This is a genomic window from Actinomadura sp. DC4 (genome assembly GCF_030406325.1).
Taxonomy (GTDB): Bacteria; Actinomycetota; Actinomycetes; order Streptosporangiales; family Streptosporangiaceae; genus Actinoallomurus.
Window position 1 is genome coordinate 91986 of sequence record NZ_JAUEQY010000034.1, and the last position, 21027, is coordinate 113012.

The window sequence follows — 21027 nt, forward strand, 5'->3', positions numbered from 1 at the left end:
CAAATCATGCCTTGACCTGGGAATACTCGAAGGTTTGCCGAGAGTTTCCCAACCGGAGCGATAGGAAGGCAGGAGATGAGCGAGTACGCGGTCGAGCGCGCACGGCAGATCTTTCAGGCCCGGCAGGCCGGCGAGAAGAGACAGGTACGCCGGCTCGCCGAGGCCGGGCCGGACGCGGGCGCCGAGGACGTGCGCTTCATCGGCACGCTGCACCTCATCCACTCACGCCTCCGCCACCTGGACGGATGGCTGCGCGAGGAGCACCAGCTCAACCTGACCGAGATGCACGTGCTCTCGATGATCCCGGCCGACCCGGCGGCCCGGCGCGAGGCCGGCCGCGGCGAGGCGGCGGCGCGGCTGGCGCGCGAGGTCGAACTCTCGCCCAGCGGCCTGACCCGCCTGGTGGACCGGCTGGTGGCGCGCGGCCTGGTGGCCCGCAGTATCGACACCTGGGACCGGCGCGTGACGCATCTGGTGCTGACCGACCGGGGGCGCGACATCCGCGACGCCGTCCTTCCCCGGGCCGTCGCGCACATCCGCGACAGCGGCGGCGACGACCGGATGCCGCTGGAGCGCCTGGGCGATCTTGCCGGCCCGTCCCACCGGAGCGCCGACGGTCCCGGCCGGCGGTGACGCGTGATTTATTTCCGATCATTGCGCCGGACAAGGATTCCGAAGAATCGGCCGTCCGCGGTCCTTGGGACTGACACGCGGCGAGCACGCCGCCCGGTACGGAACCAAGGGGACATGATGAAGAAGACGGTCGTTTCACTGAGCATCGCGGCGGCCGCGTCGGCCGGGACACTCCTCCTCACGGGCTCGCCCGCCTCGGCGGCCACGCAGGCCGACGTGACCTATGCCCGGCAGACGGGATACCACGGAGACCATCGCGGTCACGGACGGGTCCATCACTGGCACCACCACGGCGACTACTACGGGTACCACCGCGACGGCTGGTATCGCGGCGGTGGCCACACCCGGATCGTGATCAGCTACCACGGCGTCTCGATCGACGACTAGGACACCGACTCAGACCAACAAGGCCGGGCCCCGTACATGGGGTAGGGGTCCGGCCGGCCGTACGCCGCCCGGTGCAGCGGCGACATGGACCGACCGGTCCCGAGCCTGCTTTGGGGGCGGCCTCGGGGCCGGTCGGCCGTACGTCGTGCGGCTCACCTGCTCGGCGGCGGGACCGCCATCAGCGGCGTGTCGTCGACGAAGGCGCCGGAGGCGGTGCGGACGAGCTCGGCGAGCGTGAGGAACCCGTCGCCGTCGACGTCCAGCAGATGGAAGGCCGCGGCGGCGTCCGCCTCGCCGGCGTTGTACCAGCTCCCCATCAGGCGGGTGTACTCCTCCTGGTCCAGGCGCCCGTTGCCGTCGACGTCCGCGAGCCGTACGACGTCGGCCAGCAGGGTGCGGAAGACCTGGTCGAAGACGTCCGCGTCACCCATGACGCCGTCGGCGAAGGCCCTGACGTACTCCTCCTGGCTGATCCGGCCGTCGGCGTTCGCGTCGGTGTGCTCGACGAGCACCTGCCAGAACCTCCGGCAGGATTCGACGAGGGCGAGCCGCTGGGGCGCGTCCGAGGCCCGGCCGAAGGCGTTGCCGAGCCGCCTCACGGCGTTTTCCATGTCGGACCACTCGATGAAGCCGTTGTGGTCGCGATCCCAGTGCTGGAAGCGCACCCTCAGCGCGTGCGCTTGGGACTCAGAGATGGCCATTCCGGGGTCCTTCGCAGCCGTGGACGTGTCGCCCCCGTTTTTAACCCGGCGAACAGGAGAAAGACACGGTACGTAGCGAGTTGGCCACTATCGGCATAACGCCGTCAAGGGGTGTACGGGCGACGCCGGGGCGTTATGGCGCGATTACTCCTGACCTGCGGAGTCGCGGCTCGGTGTCCCGTTTCCGGCTGATGTGGCGATTGATTCGCCGGTCTGATCCCGCTTACGCAGTGCTTAGTGGCTGTTTTTCGCGTGGATTTCCCCTTTTTCGCAAGTTCTATATACATGTTATGTATGAGTGCCTATCGTCATCGTCTCGTAACGGATTGGTACCGCAACCGAAAAGGAGGAGACGATGGCAGAGGCCGCCCCGCAGGCCATCGTGCGCAGTCTCGTACCGGCCAGGATCGACCGGCTTCCCTGGTCCCGCTTCCACACTCGGATGATCATCGCGCTCGGCGTGGCATGGGTGCTGGACGGGCTGGAGATCCAGATCGCCAGCATCGTCGGCCCGGTCCTGCAGCACGCCGGCACGCTTCATCTCACCTCACAAGACGTCGGCTTCTCCGCGACGATCTACCTGATCGGGGAGGTGGTCGGCGCCCTGGTGTTCGGCCGGCTCTCCGACAGGTTCGGCCGGCGCAAGCTGTTCGTCGCGACGCTCGGGCTCTACCTGGTCGCCAACGGGCTGACCGCGTTCTCGTTCAACTACGGGATCTTCCTGTTCTTCCGCTTCGTGGCCGGCATGGGCATCGGCGGAGAGTACGCGGCGATCCACTCGGCGATCGACGAACTGATCCCCGCCAAGTACCGCGGGCGTGTCGACCTCGCCGTGAGCGGCACCTACTGGTTCGGCGCGATCATCGGCTCGCTCAGCGAGTACCTCCTGCTCAACCACTCGCTGCTCGCCGACGACGTCGGCTGGCGCCTGGGCTTCTTCATCGGCCCGATCCTGGGCGTGGCGATCTGGACGCTGCGCCGCACGCTTCCCGAGAGCCCGCGCTGGCAGCTCTCCCACGGGCAGGCCGAGGAGGCCGAGCGGACGATCGCGCGGATCGAACGCGAGGTGGAGGGCTCGGGCAAGGAGCTGAAGCCGGTCGGCGAGGACCGGTACCTCGAGATCAGCCCGCAGGAGTCGATCTCGTTCCTGCAGGTCGCCAAGACGCTCTTCCGCGAGTACCCGACGCGGTCGCTGCTCGGCGCGACCCTGATGATCAGCCAGTCGTTCCTGTACAACGCGATCTTCTTCACGTACGGCCTGGTGCTCAAGCACTTCTACGGGGTCGCCGACCACGACGTGGCCAAGTACTTCTTCGCGTTCGCCGCCGGTAACCTGCTGGGGCCGTTGCTCCTGGGACGGCTGTTCGACACGATCGGCCGCAAGCAGATGATCGCGGGTACATACCTGCTGTCGGGCACCCTGCTCGCCTTCAGCGGCTACCTGTTCAAGATCGGCGCGCTGACGGCCGTGTCGCAGACGGCGCTGTGGACGGTCATCTTCTTCATCGCCTCGGCCGCCGCGAGCTCGGGCTACCTCACGGTCAGCGAGATCTTCCCGATGGAGCTCCGCTCCCAGGCGATCGCGCTGTTCTTCGCCATCGCCCAGGTCTTCGGCGCACTCGGCCCGACCATCTTCGGGTCGCTGATCGGCGACCAGGACCACCCGAACCCGGGACGGCTGTTCGTCGCCTACCTCATCTCCGCCGGGATCATGATCCTGGCGGGAGTGATCGCGGCGATCTTCGGGGTGAAGGCCGAGGGTGCCTCGCTGGAGGACATCGCGGCCCCGCTCAACGCCGTACGGGCGGCGCCCGCCGGGAGCCCCGGCGGCAAGACCGAGGCCGACAGCGGCTCGGTCGCCTCGGTGACCTGACGGCGCGACGCCGGCCCCCGCGCGGTTCACGCCGCGCGGGGCCCTGCCGTCCGCGGCGTCAGAGCGTGAGCTGGTGCTCAGGCCGTTCGGGGAGCCATTCGAGCAGGATCACCGTCGCGTCGTCGGTCAGGCGGTCGCGCTGGTGGTCGAGGATCGTCCGGTTCAGGTAGCGGAGGATCTCCGGCGCGGACCTGCCCTCGGCGGTGTGCTGCAGGATGAAGTCCATGAGCCGGGCGAGGCTGTACTGACGGCCGTCCTCGCTCCGGCCCTCGATCACGCCGTCGGTGTAGAGCAGCAGCCGGTCGCCCGGCTGCAGTTGCTCGGTGTACCCGGGCACGGGCGCCTGGTCGTAACGGGCCTCGTCACCGGCCTCGTCACCGGCCTCGTCACCGGCGGCCCGGTCGTCGTCGATCTCGCCGAGGCCCAGCGGAAGGCACGGGAGGCGTTCGAGCTCCCCGACCACCTTGCCGTCCCGGATGAGCAGCGGCGGCGGATGGCCGCAGGGCAGCCAGGTGAACACACCGGTCCTGGTGTCGAGGTCGCACAGGAGCGCGGTGGCGAATCGGAACTCGCCGAACTCGGCGGCGATCGCCCTGTCCGCGCGTATCGCGATCTCGGTCAGGTCACCGCCGGTACGGCGGGTCGTACGGCACGACGCCATCGCGACGCTGGAGATCAGGCCGGCGGTCAGGTCGTGGCCCACGGAGTCGAAGAGCGCCACGTGGAGGTGGTCGCCGATCAGCGAGTGGTCGAAGGCGTCGCCGCCGACCTCGTACGCCGGTTCGAGCGCCGCGGCGAGCAGCACCCGGTCGGTCGCGAACGTACGCGGCGCGATGAAGGCCCAGACCATCTCCGCCTGCGGCGCCATGGCCCGGCTGCGCTGGATCTCGGTGTAGAGGTCGCTGTAGGTGCCCTTGCTGGAGATGAGCAGGGCGGCGAGCGAGGCGAGGACCCGGCATCGTTCCAGCGTCGTCCGGCTGAGCCGGCCCTCGGCCAGGGCCTCGTCGGTGGCGCCGGCGGCGGCGAGGCGGAGTTCGAGCACGCCCAGCCGCTCCACGCCTTCGACCAGCGGAATCCAGAGCCGGTACCGGCCCTCTCCGTCGCTCGGGCGTTCGATCTTGGAGTACCGGACGGTGATCGTCTGGAAGGCCCGGCCCGCCGTCGTCGACTCGACCTCCAGCTGCGGGGCCCTCTTCTCGGACCCGTCGGGCATCGGCCGCAGGCAGTGCTGCTGGAGATCGGCGAGATAGACGCGCGCGGTCGCCACTCCCAGTGGCCGCGCGGCCTCCGTCAGATGGTCCGCCAGGCTTCCCGGCGGCATCAGGTGCGAGTCGAGCAGCAGGCTCGACAGCATCTGGGCGACGACCGGATCGTCGATGTCAGAGGAGTGCATGGGCCCTTCCCCGGTCCGGTTGCCGCGATCACGTCCGGGCGGCCGTCAGCATGCCGCCGCCACGAGACTATGACCGGACATCGGCCCCTACCAGCCGCAGATCCCAGGTATTTGCTCGTGCCCTGGAGCGTACGGCCCCGGGTCGGGTGCTCGCGCCTCAGTCGGTCTCAATGAGGCGCAGCGCGAGAGCCGGGCACTTCTCCACCGCCTCCTGCGCCTCGGACACCAGCCGGTGCGGGACGTCGGCGTCCGCGATGATCGGGTAGCCGTTCTCGTCGAGCTGCACCAGGCCCGGGGCCAGATGCCCGCACAGGCCGTGGGCGGCACAGCGCGTCCAGTCGACCTCCAGGCGGACGCTGGACGCCTCGGCCTCCGCGTCCGGCGCGTCCTGCCGTACGACGGGCATCAGCCCGGCCACCGGCCGGCCGCAGGTGCCGTGCGCGAGGTGGGCCTCCACGTCCTGGGCGAAGGTCGTGACGGTGGACTCGATGAAACCCACCGAGCCGTCGGGGTGGTTGCAGGCCCCCCGGCCGGGCACCGTCTGGACACCGCGCCGCAGAGCCTCCAGGCCCTCGGCGGGACGGTCGCCCGACGCCAGCAGGCCGAACGCCTGGGCCATGGCGGGCAGGCCGAGCCGGCACGGGCCGCACTGCCCCGATGACTCCGCGCCGAGGTAGGCCGCGACCAGGGCGGCCTCGCCGAGCGGGCAGACCTGCGGGTTCAGCGGCAGGATGACGCCCGCGCCGAGGCGGCTCCCGGCCTTCTCCATGTCCGCGCGGGAGACGCGCGCGGACGCGGCTGCCTCGGGTGCGAGCCACATGCCGTGGTAACCACCGATCAGCACGCCCTGGCCGACACCCGCGTCGCAGAGGTTGAGCACCTGGACGAGGGGCACTCCGGTCGGGGTCTCGACGACGTTCGGCTGCCCGTCGGTGCCCCACACGGTGAGGAGGACGGTCCCCGGCTCGTCGGGCGTGCCGACGGCCGCGTACCGGTCGGGGCCGAGCCGGGCCAGGAGTGCGAACTGGGCGAAGGTCTCGGCGTTGGACAGCAGGGTGGGCAGCCCGCCCACGCCGTTCTCCGAGGTGCGCACCTTGCGGCCGGGCGGCAGCGGGAGCCCGCCGTTGACGCAGCTGACGAGCGCCCCGCTCTCCCCGGTGACGAACCGCTCGGGCACGGACGCGACGCGGACGAGGTCGGCGAGGCCGCCTTCGGCGACGGCCGCCCGGATGGAGCGCCGGGCCTGACCCCGGTCGGTCACCGCGACCACGACCTGGCGGGCGCCCAGCGCACGCGCGGCGAGCACCGCGCCGTCGAGGATCAGGTGCGGCGTGCGCGCGAGCAGGAAGTGGTCCTTCGTGCTGGCCGGTTCGCCCTCGGTGGCGTTGACCAGCACGACCGTCGAGCAGTCGCGGGAGCGCGCGGCCGAGGCCACCGAGGTCAGCTTCCGCGCGAACGGGAACGCCGCCCCGCCGCGCCCGCGCAGGTCCACCTTCTTCGCGGCGGCGACCAGGTCGTCCAGGCTCCCGGCCGGGAGCGGGCCGTGTACCTCCTGGTGAGCGGCGAAGTCGACGCGCGGCCGGCGGTCGAGCCCGGACAGGAGGCGGACCGGGCTGAGGTAGCCGAACTCCGTCATCGCCGATCACCCGGCCGCCCGGCCGTACGGGCCGGTCCGGCGTCGCCGCCGTCCATCAGGCTCGGCACGGGAGCGTACGGTTCGGAGATCCGCTCGGAGACCACGCGCCGTTCCCGTACGAGGCGGGGGAGGCGGCTCGCCACCGCCAGCAGGATGGCGGCGGCGCACACGGCGTAGCCGAGGACCACCCACGTCTTCGCCGCACGCCCGGCCATGAGACCGTGCAGGACCGCGAGGGGCCACATCGCGTACGCCGCGACGTGGAAGGTCCGCCACAGCCAGGGCCACCGGCCGGCGGCGAACCGGGCCCGCAGCAGTCCGGTCACCACGACCAGGAGCAGCAGGTCGCTCGCGAGCGTGCCGAGCCCGATCCACACGGACCGGCCGCGCCCGGAGGAGAAGGGGACGACGGCGTCGAGCAGCGCGGCGTGCCCCTCGTTGATCTTCAACGCGACGTGGGCGGCGAGGAAGCCGATGGCGATCACGGTCGTCGCCCGGTGCGTCGACTGGATGACGAGGCGGAACCGCACGGGCACGAGAGCCTCGGCCGCGGCGACGCCCGACAGGACCGCCTCGGTCAGCGCGAGGAGCGCGAAGACCCCCGCGACGTACTCCAGCATGTCGCGCAGGCGGGCGACCGCGCCGGAACCGGGCCGCGTCAGCACGGCCGCCGCGAGTCCGCCGGCGACCAGTAACACGGCGATCAGCGCGTAGCGGGCCCAGTGCGCGGGCGTACGGGACGGTTCCCGGTCAGAAACGGCCATCGAGGTTTCCCGGTGCGCGGGTAATTCGAAGATATCGGCTGGGCACGTGTGCCTCCTGATGGATCTGGCGCGATCCAAAACGAATGCCCCGAGTGTAGGAGATGGCGGCCATTTGTTGAATGGGTACTCCTGGGATTGTCGCGGGACGTGCCGATGATATCGCCGGAGCGCGGCGGGGGACGCCGTCGATGGGTGCTCTGACCAGGTACTTCGTCAACAGGTGAACTCTTCGCGCCCCCGCGGCCGTGTTGATGGTACGACGCCCCGGAGGGACCCGGGGCGATGACCTGTTGCACCGGGCGGCCCGGAAGGAATGGCGGATGTGAACGAAGTGACGGCGGTCGGCGTGTCCTGAGTGGGTACGGATCTGCTTTGTGGCTTTGGCCGGTGGAAAATGGCCGAAGCCTCGCCGGATAATGCGCGCTTTCATGGCGCGGCGGGAGAGTGAGTCGAATTGACTCCGAACACATGTCGCCGGGATGGGTGACCACGGCACGGGGGGAGAGAGCGGGAGACGGGTCCGGCGCGCCTCGACGCTGCCGCGGGTGAGCACGCCTCCCCAGACCGGGATGTTCGCTCCGGGAACGTCCCGGGCGCCGGGGAAGGCCGGGACCGAGGTCGCCCCCTCGCCGGCCGCGCCCGCGCTCGGCGCCGAGACGGCGACGCCGGCGGCGCACCGGGCTCCGTCACGCCTGGTGCCGTTGAAGGTGGCCGTCGCCGTCCTGGTGGCCGCGCCCTTCGCCGTGACGCTCGTGTCGTCCCGGCCGGTCCTGGTCCGCCACACCGCGAACGGCGGCAGGCCGGACGCCGGACGGCAGGGCGCGCCGAGACCGACCGCGTCCGCGCCGCGCCGCCGCCCGTCGCCGTCGGCGAGCGCCGACCCGTCGCGTTCGGGGCGCGCCACACCGCGGCCGTCGCTGACCGGAGCCGTGCACGCCCGCGTGGCGCCGACGCCGTCGGGCCCTCCGTCGTCGGAGTCCCCGTCGGCGGCGCGGCACGGTGGCACGCGGAGCGCGCCGACGCGCTCGCTCGTGAGCGAGGCGTCGGGGCGGTGCATCGACGTGACCGGCGGCGAGCCCAAGGACGGCACGCCGTTGCGGATACGCGACTGCACCGGCGGCGCGCGGCAGCGGTGGACGTTCGAGCGGGACGGCACCGTACGCTCCCTGGGCATGTGCATGGACGCCGCGTGGGGCTCCTCGGACGACGGCACCGTCATCCAGCTCGTACGCTGCCACGGCGGCTCCGCCCAGCACTTCGCCCTGACCGGCGACGGGGACCTGGTCAACCTCGGCTCGTACAAGTGCGTCGACGTCGTGGACCAGGAGACGGCGAACGGCACCCGGCTGCAACTGTGGGAATGCGCGGGCACGTCGAATCAGCGTTGGCGCGCACTCTGAGCCTTACGCGGGTGAGGCCGGATTCGGCCGTGGGTCCCTTTGCCGTCACGTGACGTGATAGTCAGATAACGGTAAGCAACGAATCGCGAGCCGTTATGGAGTCGTCCATGTTCGTGAGCATTCTCGCCGTCGTCGCGGCGGTCGCCCTGGTGGCGATGGCCGCCTGGCTGTTCGCGCGGTGGGGGCGTGGCTCGGACGACAAGACACATGACGGCACCACCTCGAAACACACCGGCGCGATGCTCTCGGCGCTGTTCCTCATGGCGTTCGCCATCGCGATCGTCGTGCCGTGGACCACGGCCGACGCGGCCCGGCAGAACACCCAGGCCGAGGGCGAGGCCGTCATCGGGGCCTACTGGGCGGCGGCGGAGATCCCCGCGCCGCTCGGCCCGCGGGTGCAGGCCGGCCTGCGCGGCTACGTCGACTTCGTCGTGGGCAGCGAGTGGGCCGCGATGCGGCACGGCCGGCTCGACCCGGCCGGCTGGGCGCGCCTGGACGGCCTGCGCGCCGAGGTGGTCCGGATGAAGGCCACCACGAGCCAGGCCGAGGACGCCCGCACCACGCTGCTGGCGCAGTTCCAGGCCATCTCCGCGGCCCGGGGGCAGCGCGCGCTGGACGCCCGGGCGCGGCCGCCGCTGGCCCTGCTGTACCTCACCGCCCTGACCGGGCTCACGACCGTGATCTTCCCCTTCATCGTCGGCGCCCGGCCACGCGGCATGACGATGATCCCGCTGGGCGTGATGGCCGCGCTGCTCGGCTTCGGCCTCTACCTGACCTTCGACATCTCGCATGTGTTCCGCGGCGGCCTGCGGGTCGGCCCGGACGCCTTCCAGGTGGCGCGGCAGGAGTTCCGGCACGTGCCGACGAGCGGCTGACCGCCGAGAGCGCGTGGAGCGCCTTCTGGCACCATGTGGCCGCGCATTCGCGCAATGCGATCACTGATCACGCCTTGACCTCACACTATTACATTCAGTAAGCGCCGGTTCGCGATTTGCCCCGTTGACGGTTAATTTATCCCCGCCTTATGCTCCCCACGGATTTACCGGGCGTGAAGGGAGGCGGCGCGTCAGGCCGTGGCCGTCAGTGCCGACGCAGCATATTTCCGTCCCCGCCGATGCGCGCCGAACACGGTGAATCCATTCCTGAATCAGGCCGCCCCGCTCCTGGTAAACCCCGATGAGGTGGTAGAGCCGTGCGCAGAAAAGGCAGCAGAGCAAGGGTTCGCCGACTGACCGCACTGGTGTCGGTCGGCGCGCTTTTGACCGTCGGAACGAACGGAGTGGCCTCCGCGGCCCCGGCCGACCAGGCGAACCACCAGGGCGCCGGTGACCGCGACTTCCGGCCGGGCCAGCGCGGCCCGTCGTCGCGGCAGCGCGACCTCGCCGCGCGGCAGGGCGTCACCGCCCGGTGGAACAAGCTCGGCACGCCCGCCATCCTGGTCCCGCAGGGACAGGCGCTCGCCACCGGCCTCGCCGCCGACCCGGCGACCGCGGCCCGCGCCTACCTCTCGCAGCAGCGCGAGCTGCTCGGCGTGTCCCAGCAGGCCGTCGACTCCCTGGAGGTCGTGGCGGTCAACCCGATCGGCGCGGGCTCCGCGGTCCTGTTCCGCGAGCGGTTCGGCGACCTTCCGGCCGGCTACGACGGCCTCGCCGCGGTCGGCGTCGCCGGCGGCAAGGTGTACATGGTCAACTCCACGCTGGCCCCCGACGTCTCCACGCCCGAACCGGCCACGCTCACCGAGACGCAGGCGCTGCGGAACGCGAGCAGCGACACCGGCCTGAACAGCGGCACGGTGACCTCGGAGGGCTCCTCCGGCGGCTGGAGCCGGTTCACCGCCAGCGGCCTGCAGGGCACCCAGAGCGTCAAGCTCGTCGCGGTGCCACTGCCGCAGGGCGGGGCGCGGTCGGCGTACGAGGTGTCCGTCAACGACAGCGGCGCGAGCGGCGCCGAGTCGTACACGAGCTACGTCGACGCGCGTACCGGCGACGTCCTGATCCGTGAGGACAACGTCGCCGACGACGCCGAGAACCCCGAGTGGAAGGCATTCCCGGAGAACCCGCCGGCCGACTACTCCTCGCGCGACACCCGGGAGACCTGGTGCCTGACCAGGACCGCCGGCTGTGACCGCGTCATCGCCAACGCGGCCTCGCCGCTGCCCTGGGACGTCGACCCGAGCGTGAGCGCGACGGAGTCGACCCAGACCACCCGCGGCAACAACGAGTGGGCGGCGCAGGACTGGCTCGACGCCACCGGCCGGGGCTTCAACCTGGCCGGGTTCGCCACTCCGCGGCCGGACCGGAACTACACCTACCCCTGGACCAACCAGTGGTACAAGACCAAGTGCGACCCGAGCACCTTCGACAGCCCGCAGCGCAACGACATCGACGCGGCCGACGCGAACCTGCTCGCCATGCACAACCGCATGCACGACTTCTCCTACAACCTCGGTTTCACCGAGAGCGCGTGGAACCTGCAGGATGACAACTTCGGCAAGGGCGGCCTCGGCGCCGACCCCGAGCACGGCAACTCCCAGTCGGGCGCGCGCGTGCCGGGCTCGCTGATCCGCGACAACGCCAACCAGGCGACGCCGCCGGACGGGAACCCGCCGACGACCAACATGTATCTCTGGCAGTCGATCGCCGGCTCGTTCTACTCTCCCTGCGTCGACGGCGACTACGACCAGTCGGTGATCGGGCACGAGTACACCCACGCCATCTCGAACCGGATGGTGGCCGGCCCGGACCGCGGCCTCACCGGCTTCCAGGCCGGCGCGATGGGCGAGTCGTGGTCGGACCTGGACGCGATGGAGTACCTCGCCGCCAACGGCCTCGTCCCCGCCGGCCAGTCGGCCTTCGTCACCGGCCAGTACGTCACCGGCAACAAGGTCCGCGGCATCCGCGACTACGACCTGTCGAAGAACCCGCTGAACTACAGCGACCTCGGCTTCGACCTCACCGGGCCCGAGGTGCACGCCGACGGCGAGATCTGGAACGGCGTCAACTACGACCTGCGGCAGGCGTTCATCGCCAAGTACGGCGCCGGCAGCGCCGCGCTGCGCCGTTCGTGCGCCGAGGGCCGTACGCCGGTCACCAGGTGCCCCGGCGACCGGCGGTGGATCCAGCTCGTCTACGACGGCTGGCTGCTCATGGCCAACGGCGCCGTCTCGATGCTGGACGCGCGTGACGCGATGCTCGCCGCGGACCAGATGCGGTTCGGCGGCGCCGACCAGGCCCTGCTGTGGAACACCTTCGCCCACCGGGGCATGGGGAGCGGCGCGGCCAGCAACACCAACGCCGACAGCGACGCGACGCCCGGCTTCTCCTCGCCGACGGCGAGGAACGCCACGGTCCGCTTCACCGCCGTCGACGACACGGGCGCCCCGGTCCAAGGCGCGCGGTTCTTCGTCGGCGACTACCAGGCCCGCGCCGTGCCGGTCGCGGACGGCGACGCGGCCACCGCCCTGCCGGACACCGCCTCGATCGTGGCGGGGAGCTACACCTTCGTCGCGCAGGCGCCGGGCCACGGCATGACCCGGTTCACCGCCCGGCTGTCGGCGGGCTCGCACCGTACGGTGAAGGTGAAGCTGGCGCGCAACGTCGCGTCGGCGGCCGGCGGCGCGACCGCGAGCGGCGACGGCGTCGACCTCGGCTCGCTCATCGACGACGACGAGGCCACCACCTGGGCCTACCTCGGAGCCCAGGCGGCTCCGCTGGACGGCAGGGGCGTCACGGTCAAGCTCGCCGGGACCGGCCCGCAGCAGGTACGGCGGGTCCAGGTCAGCGCGCTGCTGCGGCCGGCGAACGCGCAGGACCCCGGCGGCGACACGCAGACCCAGAACCGGTTCACCGCGCTGCGGTCGTTCCGGCTGCTGGCCTGCAAGGCCTCGGCCACGGTCGACTGCTCACAGGCGAAGGACTACCACCGCGTCTTCACGAGCCCGCGGGACGCGTTCCCGGCGGCGAAGCCCCGGCCGGTGGCCCCGAACCTGACGATGCGGTCGTTCTCCATCCCGAAGACGACCGCCACCCACCTGCGCTTCGAGGTCGTCGCCTCGCAGTGCTCCGGCAACCCGGACTACGCGGGTCAGCAGACGAACGACCCGAACGTGCCGACCGACTGCGTGTCGGGGAGCGCGATCTCCGGCCAGGTGCGTGCGGCGGACTTCCAGGCGTTCACGCGCTGAGCACTTTTCCTCGGACCCGCCGGCACACCGTGCCGGCGGGTCCTCATCGTTTCGCCGGGGTTGACGGTGGCCGTCGCCGGGAAGATGGCCGGTGACCTGCGAAGATGGGGGGCGGACGGTGGCAGATCCGAGTCCTGGCCGCTGGCCGCTGCGGCCCGTACGGCGCCCGCGCTGGTCCGCGCAGCCGCCCACGGCGGGGGACGCGGACCCGGCGTTGATCACTTCTGCGCTGAAGCGCGCGCAGGCGCGGCCGTCGGGCAACTGGTTCGTGGTGGCGGCGAGCGCCGACGTACGGCCCGGCCGGCCGGCCGGTGCCCGCGTCCTCGGGCGCGAACTCGTCCTGTGGCGCGACCGTACCGGCGCGCCGGTCGCGGGGCCGGGCGCGTGCCCGCACCTGGGCGCGCCGCTGGCCCGCGGCCGCGTGACGGACGGCTGCCTGACGTGCCGCTGGCACGGCCTGTGCCTGCCGGCCGAGGGCACGGAGGAGTGGAGACCCCTGCCCGCGCACGACGACGGGTTACTGCTGTGGGTGCGCGTCGACGATGCGGGCGAGACCCCGCTGCCGGCGCCCGTCGCGACGCCTCGGCCCGCGGATGCGGTCAGCGCGGTGACCCGCCTGGCCGGGACGTGCGAGCCGGGCGACGTGGTCGCCAACCGCCTCGACCCCTGGCACGGTGCGTGGTTCCACCCGTACGCCTTCACGCGGCTGAACGTGGTCTCCGTGCCGGCCCCGGACGACGACCGGTTCGTCGTCCGGGTGACCTTCCGGGTCGGCCCGTGGCTCGGCGTCCCGGTAATGGCCGAGTTCGCCTGCCCGGAGCCGCGTACGGTCCTGATGCGCATCCTGGAGGGGGAGGGCGAGGGCAGCGTCGTGGAGACGCACGCCACCCCGCTGGGCGCGGGCCGGGACGGCCGCCCTCGGACGGCGGTGATCGAGGCGGTGGCCGCGACGTCGGCGCGCCCCGGGTTCGCGGTCGCGAAGGCGGTCGCACCGTTGATGCGCCCGCTGATGCGGCGCGCCGCGACACGACTGTGGCGCGACGACCTGGCCTACGCCGAACGCCGCTACGCCCTGCGCTCCGGCACGGTCTGAGCCTCGGGGTCGGTGCCGCCGGAACGCAGGCCGCCTCGGCCCGGCTCGGGAGGCCGTTCTCGTACGGCGGTGGTCGCCCTTCCACGCCACCACCGGCGCGGATCAGCTACCTGCTGCGGTCCGGCACGGTTCGGGTGGATCGGAGGAAGGGTGGGGAGAAGCGGCCGCGTAGCGGCACCGTCGTCAGCGGGTGGCCGGCCAGGCCCCAGTCGGACAGGAGCAGGTTCGCGGCGTGCCAGCCGGTCGTCGCGGCGCGTTCCATCAGGGCGACGGGCAGGTCGATCCGCACGCCGTCGCCCGCGAGCACGAGACCGGGCAGCGGACCGGCCACGGCCGGCCGCCGGTGGAACGTCCCCGGGGCGAACAGCGGGCAGTCCTCGTGCCATTCGGAGAACTCGCCCACGGCGACGGCCTCCGCCGTCTCGGGATAGACCTCGTGCAGCCGCGCCAGCAGCCCGTCGGAGACCGGCGCGCGCGGCGCGAAGACGGCGTACGCGTGCAGTTCCACCACCGACCCGCCGGTGGACCGCGCCCACGCCGCCGCCTCGCGGTCGTACCGCTCCAGCACACTGACGTTGTCCAGCGGCGCCAGCCCGCCGGTGGCCAGGAAGGCGGGCCGGTGCGCGGCCACCGGCCGGTCCAGCCACAACCGCCGGACCAGGAACGGCGGCGCGGTCGCCAGCGCGGCGACGCGCCGCCGCCACTCCGGCGTGCCCAGCCCGGGAGAGGCCGCGACGAGACGGCGCAGACCGGGCGGGTCGAGCGCGAGTACGACCGCGTCGGCGCGCACGCTCTCACCCGCGACCTCCACCCGGAACCCGTCCTCCGAGGGCACGACGGCCTCGACCGGGGCCGCCGGCCGTACCCGCGCGCCCAGGGCCGCCAGGCGCTCGCCCAGCGGCGTCCACAGCTCGGCGAAGGGCACGTTCGGGACGTCGAAGAGCAGCCCCTCCGCCGAGCCGAGGAAGTACAGGTGGAACATGACCGCCAGCTCGGCCGCCGACAGCCGGTCCGGCGGGGCGAAGAAACTGCGCGAGAACACCTCGAAGGCCAGGTGCCGCGCCGCCGCCGGGAAGCGCAGCCGGGTCAGGAACTCCTCGGCGGTCAGGTGGTCCAGCCGCTCGTACGTCGCCGGGACGCGGACGTCCATCAGCGGCAGCGCCGCGCGGGCGTTCAAGGCCAGCAGGTCCCGCGGCGTGAAGGTCGGGCTGCGCACGGCGAAGGCCAGGGCGTTCCACGGCGGCGTGCGCGGCAGCGCGCGGAAGGTGTCCGTACGGCCCTCGGCGTCGACGAGCGGGTAGTCCGGGACGCCGGTGAGCCGGTCGAGACCCGGGTCGGTACGGCGTAGCAGCGCGCGCAGGTTGTAGTACTGCCGGAAGAACGCGTGGAACCCGCGGCTCATGCCGACGCTCGTGCCGTCCGGCAGCGTCTCGGTCCACCCGCCGACGCGCCCGCCGAGGTGGCCGTGGCGCTCGTACAGCTCGACGGCGACGCCGCGCTCGGCCAGCGCCGTCGCGGCGGTGAGCCCGGCGATCCCGCCACCGACCACGACGGCGCGCGGCCTCCGGACCAGCAGCCCGGCATCGGGCAGCCCGGCGTGCGGCGGGTGGTACACGCGCCGCCGGTCGCGGCTCATGGCCGCCGGCCCTGGAAGGCGTGCACGATGCCCCTCTGCCAGCCGGTCATCGTCGCCGCGCGCACGTCGGTGAAACCGGCGCCGCGCATCCGGTCCGCGAACGCCTCCGGTCCGTCGAAGGCCAGCGCGCTGTGCCACAGGTAGCGGTACAGGGCCGCGTCGCCGGTCAGCAGCCGCCCGGCCGGGATGATCACGGTCCAGCACACCGTGTGCCACACGAGCCGGGCCGGGCCGTCCCGTACGGAGTAGTCGTGTACCACCAGCAGGCCGCCGGGGCGCAGAAGGTCACGGAGCGAGGCCAGTACGGCGTCCGGTTCGGGGAGGTTCCGGACGAGATAGGCGGCGAAGATACCGTCGAACGGCCCCGTGACCCCGGCGCCGGCGAGGTCCTCGGCGCGGCCGTGCACGAACTCCACGCCCGCCGGCCACCTCTTGGCCCGCGCGCGGGCGAGCATGCCGGCCGAGGCGTCCACGCCGACGATCCGCGCGCGGGGGAGCGCCGCCAGCAGTGCCGCGGTGGAGGCGCCGGTCCCGCACCCGGCGTCGAGCAGCCGCGTCCCCGCGCCGCCGTCGGCGAAGCCGAACGTACGGGCGGATCGCCGCAGGTGGGCGTGGTAACCGGGGTTCGCGCCGACGAGCCGGTCGTAGGCGGAGGCGCCACGGTCGAACGCCGCGGGCACCTGCCGGCGGAGCAGCCCGGTCACCGGACCTCCCCCGTACGCTGCCAGGCCAGCAGGACCGCGGTGACCAGCGCGAACCCGAACAGGAAGTCCTCGACGGGGATGTCGAACGGCACGCGTAGCCCGGTCAGGTGCCGGGGGTCGTAGACGACGACCGGCGACGGCAGCCGGGTCAGCAACCCGTCGACCACGACCTGGAAGCCGAACACGATCGCCATCGTGATCCAGTACGCGCGCCGCCGGAACAGCCCGGTGCGAAGCCTCCCGAGCTCGATCGCGACCACCGCGGCGGCCGACGCGAGCGCCGGAAACGTGTAGCCCAGTCCGCTCACCGCAGGCCCGACCGCTCCGACAGCCGCCGTACGGTCTCGAAGGTCAGCACGGCGCACACCGGGACGACGAGGAAGAACAGCGCCTCCTCCAGCGGCAGCGACAGGGGCAGGCGGACCCCGGTGACGTAGCGCGGGTTGTACCGCCACACGCCCGCCGCGATGGCGACGACGTCCCAGACCGCGAACACGGCGGCGACCGGCAGCACGGCGCGTGCCAGGCGGGCGGGCCGCCGGTAGACGCGGCTGCCGGAGAGTTCGAGCGGGAGCGTGACCGCCACGCATCCGGCCAGCAGCAGCAGGTACCGCAGGTGGTCCATGTCGCTCCTCATCACGGGTGTTCCCCGGCCGGAGGCGTACGGGCGCGTGCCCACATCGCGTGCGTGACCGCGCCTCCGGCCAGGACCAGCCGGCGGCCGGCGCCGACGGAGACGCGACCGGCGAAGACGTTGTAGCCGCGTGCCTCGATGCGGTCGAGGATGCGGCCGTACAGGGTGCAGGCCGTGGCGACGCAGGGCCGCGAGGCGGGGTGCAGCAGCGCGATGCCGGGCCGGGCCCGCCGGTAGACGGCGCGGGTACGGGCGATCTGGTCGGCGAGCGCCCGGCGTACCCGCGGCTCGGGCCGGCCGGCCGCCCGGCACCGGGAGAGCAGGTCACGGTCGACGCCGTACGCGGCGAGCTCGTCGGCGGGCAGGTAGACGCGCCCGCGGTCGAGGTCCTCGGCGACGTCGCGCAGGAAGTTGGTCAGCTGGAACGCCTCACCCAGGGCCGCGGCGGCGGTCTCCGCCTCGGCCGGGTCGCACACCGTGCCGAGCACGGGCAGCAGCTCCAGGCCGATCACCTCGGCCGAGCCGTAGGTGTACTCCCGCAGCGCCGCGCGGGTCGGATAGCCGGTGACGGTGAGGTCCATGCGCATCGAGCGCAGGAAGGCGGCGAACAGCGCGCCGTCGATGCCGTACCGCGTGGCGGTGTCGACGACCGCCGCGAGCAGCGGGTCCTCGCACCGGCCGGTGCGCAGCCCGGCGGCGAGCGTGCCGGCGAGGTGGTCGAGCCGCGCGCTGATCCGGCCGGCGTCCAGGTCCGGCGCGGGCTCGTCGACGAGGTCGTCGGCGTGGCGGGCGAAACCGTACAGCGCGTGGATCGCCGGCCGCCGGCTCGGCGGCAGCAGCCGGGTCGCGAGGAAGAAGGTCCGGCCGTGCCGCGCGTTGAGCGCCCGGCACCGGGCGTACGCGGCGCGCAGCGCGGGGCCGGCGATGCCGGCGGCGTCCAGCTCCCGGCCGCTCATCGGCGGCCCGTGGAGGTGACGAGGCGCCGTGGGCGTACGGCCGGTGTGCGCGTGATGCGGTTCGCGGCCGGTCGTGCCGACGGCGGCGCGGGGCCGGTGTCCGGTTCGCGGCCGCTCATCGGCGGCCCGCCGAGGTGATCACGCGCCGTGGGCGTACGGCCGGTGTGCCCGTGACGCGGTCCGCGGCCAGGCGTCCCGACACCAGCGCGGTCGGGACGCCGACGCCGGGCACCGTGCCGCAGCCGGCGAGCACCACGTTGTCCGTCGTACGGGGCAGGTTGGCCGGGCGGAACGGCCCCGTCTGGGCGAACGTGTGCGCGAGGCTGAACGGCGTCCCGTCGATCAGCCCCTGGCGGCGCCAGTCGGCGGGCGTCAGCACGTGCAGGATCTCGGGCCTCTCCCGCGGACCGGACCGCTCGGCCAGCAGGTCGACCAGCTCACCGGCGTACGCCGCGCCGAGACGGTCCCAGTCGAGCGCGGCGCGGGCGAGGTTCGGGACCGGGGCGAGGACGGACAGGAGCTGGCGTCCGGCCGGGGCGAGCGCCGGGTCGGTCGCGGTGGGCCGCGTCACCAGCAGGGACGGGTCCCGCATCGTCCGCCCCTCGCGGGTGAGTTCGCGGAACGTCGTCCGCCAGGCACGGCCGAAGAGCAGGGTGTGGTGCGCGGTGCCGCCGGGGTCGCCGGACACGCCCAGGTGCACGACGACCGCCGAGGGCGCGGCCACGACCGGGCGCGCGACCTCTTCCAGCAGCCGGTACGCGGTCGTCAGCTCGCAGGTCAGGACGACGGCGTCGCAGAGGAAACGCTCGCCGCCCGCGGTACGCACGGCGGTGACGCGGTCGCCCCGTCGCTCCAGCCCCGTGACGGTCGTGCCGTGGCGGAACTCCACGCCGGCGTCGGCCGCGGCGGAGGCGAGCGCGTCGGGCAGCGCCCGCATGCCGCCGCGCGGGAAGTACACCCCGCCGATCGTGTCCATGTAGGCGATCACCGCGTACAGCGCCAGCGCCCGCCGCGGGTCGAGCCCCGCGTAGAGGGCCTGGAAGGTGAAGACGCGGCGTAGCCGTTCGTCGCGCAGGAACCGGCCGACCGCGCGGTCCCAGCGGCCGAACCCGCCGAGCGCCGCCAGCCGCGCCAGCCCGGGCGTCAGGAGGCCGAACGGCGAGTCGACGTTGGCCGCGATGAACCCGGCGAACTCGGCCTCGTACAGCCGGGTCAGCCAGTCGCGCAGCCGCGCGTACCCGGATGCCTCACGCGGCCCGGCGAACGCGCGGACCGCCTCGGTCATCTCCTCGCGCCCGGTCCGTACGTCGAGCACGCTGCCGTCGGCGAAGCGCGCGCGGTAGGCCGGGTCGAGCCTCACCAGCGTCAGCCGGTCCGCCATCGAGGCGCCGACGGCGGCGAGCGTGTCCTCGACGATGTCCGGCATGGTGAGCACCGTGGGCCCGGTGTCGAGCCGGTACCCGCCGACGTCGTGCCGCCCGGCACGCCCGCCGGGCACCTCGTCCCGTTCCAGGACGGTGACCGACCGCCCCCGGCCGCGCAGGTGCAGCGCGGCGGCGAGCCCGGACAGTCCCGCGCCGACCACGACGACGTGATCGGTCCTGCCGGGGACGGTGCGCATACGGCACGAGTACCCCGTTCACCAGGCTGTTTACCCCTGCCGCCCGCGGGAGACGGCGCAACCCGGGACACATCCGGCGTCGTCAGGTGAGCGCCTCGGTGACGACCTTGCTCGCCTCGGCCGGGCCGAATGTCGGCGGCTTCGGCCGGGGCTCGGCGGTGCCGAGCCGGACCACGACGGTCTTTGAGCCCGGGTCCACCTGGACGAGCTGGTTGCCGAGGCCCAGCGCCCAGAACATGTTCTGCGGGGCGCCGTGGACCAGCGGCCCCTGGACGGTCTTCAGGTGGCCGGCCGCGCCCAGGTCGGTCGCCGACAGCGGCCCCGCGACCGTGCCGGGCCGGTTGAGCCACCACAGATACCCGTACGCCGCGTTGAGCGGGCTGGAGGAGTGGCCCGTCGCCTCCTGGACCCACTTCGCCGACACGACCCGCCTGCCGTTCCAGCGGCCCTGGTCGAGGAACAGCGACCCGAAGCGGGCCATGTCACGGCAGTTCGACTGGACGCCCATGAACATCTGCGCGTTGCCGGCCCGGTCGGCGGTCATGTCGCTCTTCGTCATCCCGAGCGGTTCGAACAGGCGCGTGCGGGCGTACGTCGCGACGTCCTGACCGGTCGCCTGCCGGAGCACGCGCTGCAGGGTCTGCACGGCCGCGTTGTTGTAGGCCCAGACCTTCCCGGGCGCGTGCTGCTGCTTCAGGCCGACGGCGAAGTCCGTACGGTCGCGGGCGCGCAGCAACTGCGGATAGTCGGTGCGCATGCTCCATTCGCGGCCCGAGTCCATGCTCAGCAGGTCGCGGACGGTCACCGCGCTCGCCGAGGTGCCCCGCCATTCGGGGATCCATTTCGACGCGCTGTCGTCGATGCGCAGATCGCCGTCGTCCTGCGCGATGCCCACAAGGGTGCTCGTGACCGATTTCGTGGCCGAGAATATGTTCTGCGTCGTATCCGGCGTGGTGCCGTGGAAGTACCATTCACCGGCCATTTTCCCGTCGCGGACGACGGCTAGGCAGTTCGACTTGCCGGTCCTGGCCGTGGCCGCGATGGCGTCCAGCTTTCCCGGGTCCAGGCCGGCCGCGGCCGGGGAGACGCTCGGCCAGCCCGGGTCGGGGGCCGACCGGGGCGTGCGGTCGGACCGGCAGGAGGCGCTGAGAAGGAGTGCGCCGCAGACGACCGGGGCGAGAAGGCGGGGCCCCAAGGAATGGCTCATGGGAAAATCCTGGTAACTCGCGAGGTGCCGCGTAAGTGGGGAACACCCTACGAACCGGGCGGAGTACGGTGACGGCATGATCGACCGAGGCCGGTTCACGGCGCCGTTCCCGGGCCTTTCCAGCGTGGCCGGCTGGGCGCGCGTGGCGGCGGCGGGGCGCGCCGCCGGGCTGGCGTGGCTGCGCGGCGACGCCGCCGGCTGCGAGG

General features: G+C 72.8%; 18 protein-coding genes. 7 read left to right on the forward strand and 11 right to left on the reverse strand.

Annotated elements, in window-relative coordinates:
* Window positions 1-75 precede the first annotated feature (75 nt).
* Window positions 76-633 (forward strand): MarR family transcriptional regulator, encoded by a 558-nt coding sequence (locus QWU11_RS39390; RefSeq protein WP_290119656.1) that lies wholly within the window; start codon window positions 76-78, stop codon window positions 631-633.
* 114 nt (window positions 634-747) lie between these two features.
* Window positions 748-1020, forward strand: coding sequence for a hypothetical protein (locus tag QWU11_RS39395; RefSeq protein WP_290119657.1), 273 nt, complete (start codon window positions 748-750; stop codon window positions 1018-1020).
* A gap of 152 nt (window positions 1021-1172) precedes the next feature.
* Here QWU11_RS39395 and QWU11_RS39400 read toward each other — a convergent pair whose 3' ends face one another.
* Window positions 1173-1721 carry an EF-hand domain-containing protein gene (locus QWU11_RS39400; RefSeq protein WP_290119658.1) on the reverse strand — a complete coding sequence of 183 codons (549 nt, stop codon included), beginning with the start codon at window positions 1719-1721 and terminating at the stop codon, window positions 1173-1175.
* 355 nt (window positions 1722-2076) lie between these two features.
* Between QWU11_RS39400 and QWU11_RS39405 the strand changes: the two genes are divergently transcribed.
* On the forward strand, window positions 2077-3594 hold the full coding sequence (locus QWU11_RS39405) for an MFS transporter (RefSeq protein ID WP_290119659.1): 1518 nt from the start codon (window positions 2077-2079) through the stop codon (window positions 3592-3594).
* 58 nt (window positions 3595-3652) lie between these two features.
* On the opposite strand, the gene QWU11_RS39410 is transcribed toward QWU11_RS39405, so the two are convergent.
* The 3 genes from QWU11_RS39410 to QWU11_RS39420 all read right to left on the reverse strand — a co-directional run bounded on the left by QWU11_RS39410 (window position 3653) and on the right by QWU11_RS39420 (window position 7387).
* Window positions 3653-4987, reverse strand: coding sequence for a PP2C family protein-serine/threonine phosphatase (locus QWU11_RS39410; RefSeq protein ID WP_290119660.1), 1335 nt, complete (start codon window positions 4985-4987; stop codon window positions 3653-3655).
* Window positions 4988-5144: 157 nt separating this feature from the next.
* Window positions 5145-6623, reverse strand: a complete 1479-nt coding sequence (locus QWU11_RS39415) for an NADH-ubiquinone oxidoreductase-F iron-sulfur binding region domain-containing protein (RefSeq protein WP_290119661.1) — start codon at window positions 6621-6623, stop codon at window positions 5145-5147.
* Window positions 6620-7387, reverse strand: a complete 768-nt coding sequence (locus QWU11_RS39420; RefSeq protein ID WP_290119662.1) for a hypothetical protein — start codon at window positions 7385-7387, stop codon at window positions 6620-6622. Before QWU11_RS39420 ends, QWU11_RS39415 begins: the two co-directional genes overlap by 4 nt.
* A 545-nt stretch (window positions 7388-7932) precedes the next feature.
* Here QWU11_RS39420 and QWU11_RS39425 point away from each other — a divergent pair.
* The 4 genes from QWU11_RS39425 to QWU11_RS39440 all read left to right on the forward strand — a co-directional run bounded on the left by QWU11_RS39425 (window position 7933) and on the right by QWU11_RS39440 (window position 14063).
* Window positions 7933-8787 (forward strand): ricin-type beta-trefoil lectin domain protein, encoded by an 855-nt coding sequence (locus QWU11_RS39425; RefSeq protein ID WP_290119663.1) that lies wholly within the window; start codon window positions 7933-7935, stop codon window positions 8785-8787.
* A gap of 107 nt (window positions 8788-8894) precedes the next feature.
* The gene (locus QWU11_RS39430; RefSeq protein ID WP_290119664.1) at window positions 8895-9662 is read left to right on the forward strand and encodes a hypothetical protein; all 768 of its coding nucleotides are present in this window, start codon (window positions 8895-8897) and stop codon (window positions 9660-9662) included.
* A gap of 404 nt (window positions 9663-10066) precedes the next feature.
* Entirely contained in the window at window positions 10067-12970 is a 2904-nt protein-coding gene (locus QWU11_RS39435; RefSeq protein WP_290119665.1) for a M36 family metallopeptidase, read from the forward strand.
* A 118-nt stretch (window positions 12971-13088) separates the two neighbouring features.
* Window positions 13089-14063, forward strand: coding sequence for a DUF5914 domain-containing protein (locus tag QWU11_RS39440; RefSeq protein WP_290119666.1), 975 nt, complete (start codon window positions 13089-13091; stop codon window positions 14061-14063).
* 106 nt (window positions 14064-14169) lie between these two features.
* On the opposite strand, the gene QWU11_RS39445 is transcribed toward QWU11_RS39440, so the two are convergent.
* The 7 genes from QWU11_RS39445 to QWU11_RS39475 form a co-directional block, all read right to left on the reverse strand.
* On the reverse strand, window positions 14170-15699 hold the full coding sequence (locus QWU11_RS39445; protein ID WP_290119667.1) for an FAD-dependent oxidoreductase: 1530 nt from the start codon (window positions 15697-15699) through the stop codon (window positions 14170-14172).
* On the reverse strand, window positions 15696-16403 hold the full coding sequence (locus QWU11_RS39450; protein ID WP_290119668.1) for a class I SAM-dependent methyltransferase: 708 nt from the start codon (window positions 16401-16403) through the stop codon (window positions 15696-15698). Before QWU11_RS39450 ends, QWU11_RS39445 begins: the two co-directional genes overlap by 4 nt.
* Window positions 16400-16711, reverse strand: coding sequence for a lycopene cyclase domain-containing protein (locus QWU11_RS39455; RefSeq protein WP_290119669.1), 312 nt, complete (start codon window positions 16709-16711; stop codon window positions 16400-16402). The genes QWU11_RS39450 and QWU11_RS39455 overlap by 4 nt, the downstream gene beginning before the upstream one ends.
* Window positions 16708-17028, reverse strand: a complete 321-nt coding sequence (locus QWU11_RS39460; protein WP_290119670.1) for a lycopene cyclase domain-containing protein — start codon at window positions 17026-17028, stop codon at window positions 16708-16710. The genes QWU11_RS39455 and QWU11_RS39460 overlap by 4 nt, the downstream gene beginning before the upstream one ends.
* 11 nt (window positions 17029-17039) lie before the next feature.
* A complete protein-coding gene (locus QWU11_RS39465; RefSeq protein ID WP_290119671.1) occupies window positions 17040-17993 on the reverse strand; it encodes a phytoene/squalene synthase family protein in 954 nt (317 codons plus the stop codon).
* Between the two features lie 115 nt (window positions 17994-18108).
* Window positions 18109-19614 (reverse strand): phytoene desaturase family protein, encoded by a 1506-nt coding sequence (gene crtI, locus QWU11_RS39470; protein ID WP_290119672.1) that lies wholly within the window; start codon window positions 19612-19614, stop codon window positions 18109-18111.
* An 82-nt stretch (window positions 19615-19696) separates the two neighbouring features.
* Entirely contained in the window at window positions 19697-20821 is a 1125-nt protein-coding gene (locus QWU11_RS39475; RefSeq protein WP_290119673.1) for a serine hydrolase, read from the reverse strand.
* Window positions 20822-21027: the final 206 nt, after the last annotated feature.

Coding starts and splice junctions, on each gene's coding strand:
- QWU11_RS39390 (WP_290119656.1), top strand. CDS start 76: ATGAGCGAGTACGCGGTCGAGCGCGCACGGCAGATCTTTCAGGCCCGG.
- QWU11_RS39395 (WP_290119657.1), top strand. CDS start 748: ATGATGAAGAAGACGGTCGTTTCACTGAGCATCGCGGCGGCCGCGTCG.
- QWU11_RS39400 (WP_290119658.1), bottom strand. CDS start 1,721: ATGGCCATCTCTGAGTCCCAAGCGCACGCGCTGAGGGTGCGCTTCCAG.
- QWU11_RS39405 (WP_290119659.1), top strand. CDS start 2,077: ATGGCAGAGGCCGCCCCGCAGGCCATCGTGCGCAGTCTCGTACCGGCC.
- QWU11_RS39410 (WP_290119660.1), bottom strand. CDS start 4,987: ATGCACTCCTCTGACATCGACGATCCGGTCGTCGCCCAGATGCTGTCG.
- QWU11_RS39415 (WP_290119661.1), bottom strand. CDS start 6,623: ATGACGGAGTTCGGCTACCTCAGCCCGGTCCGCCTCCTGTCCGGGCTC.
- QWU11_RS39420 (WP_290119662.1), bottom strand. CDS start 7,387: ATGGCCGTTTCTGACCGGGAACCGTCCCGTACGCCCGCGCACTGGGCC.
- QWU11_RS39430 (WP_290119664.1), top strand. CDS start 8,895: ATGTTCGTGAGCATTCTCGCCGTCGTCGCGGCGGTCGCCCTGGTGGCG.
- QWU11_RS39445 (WP_290119667.1), bottom strand. CDS start 15,699: ATGAGCCGCGACCGGCGGCGCGTGTACCACCCGCCGCACGCCGGGCTG.
- QWU11_RS39460 (WP_290119670.1), bottom strand. CDS start 17,028: ATGGACCACCTGCGGTACCTGCTGCTGCTGGCCGGATGCGTGGCGGTC.
- QWU11_RS39465 (WP_290119671.1), bottom strand. CDS start 17,993: ATGAGCGGCCGGGAGCTGGACGCCGCCGGCATCGCCGGCCCCGCGCTG.
- crtI (WP_290119672.1), bottom strand. CDS start 19,614: ATGCGCACCGTCCCCGGCAGGACCGATCACGTCGTCGTGGTCGGCGCG.
- QWU11_RS39475 (WP_290119673.1), bottom strand. CDS start 20,821: ATGAGCCATTCCTTGGGGCCCCGCCTTCTCGCCCCGGTCGTCTGCGGC.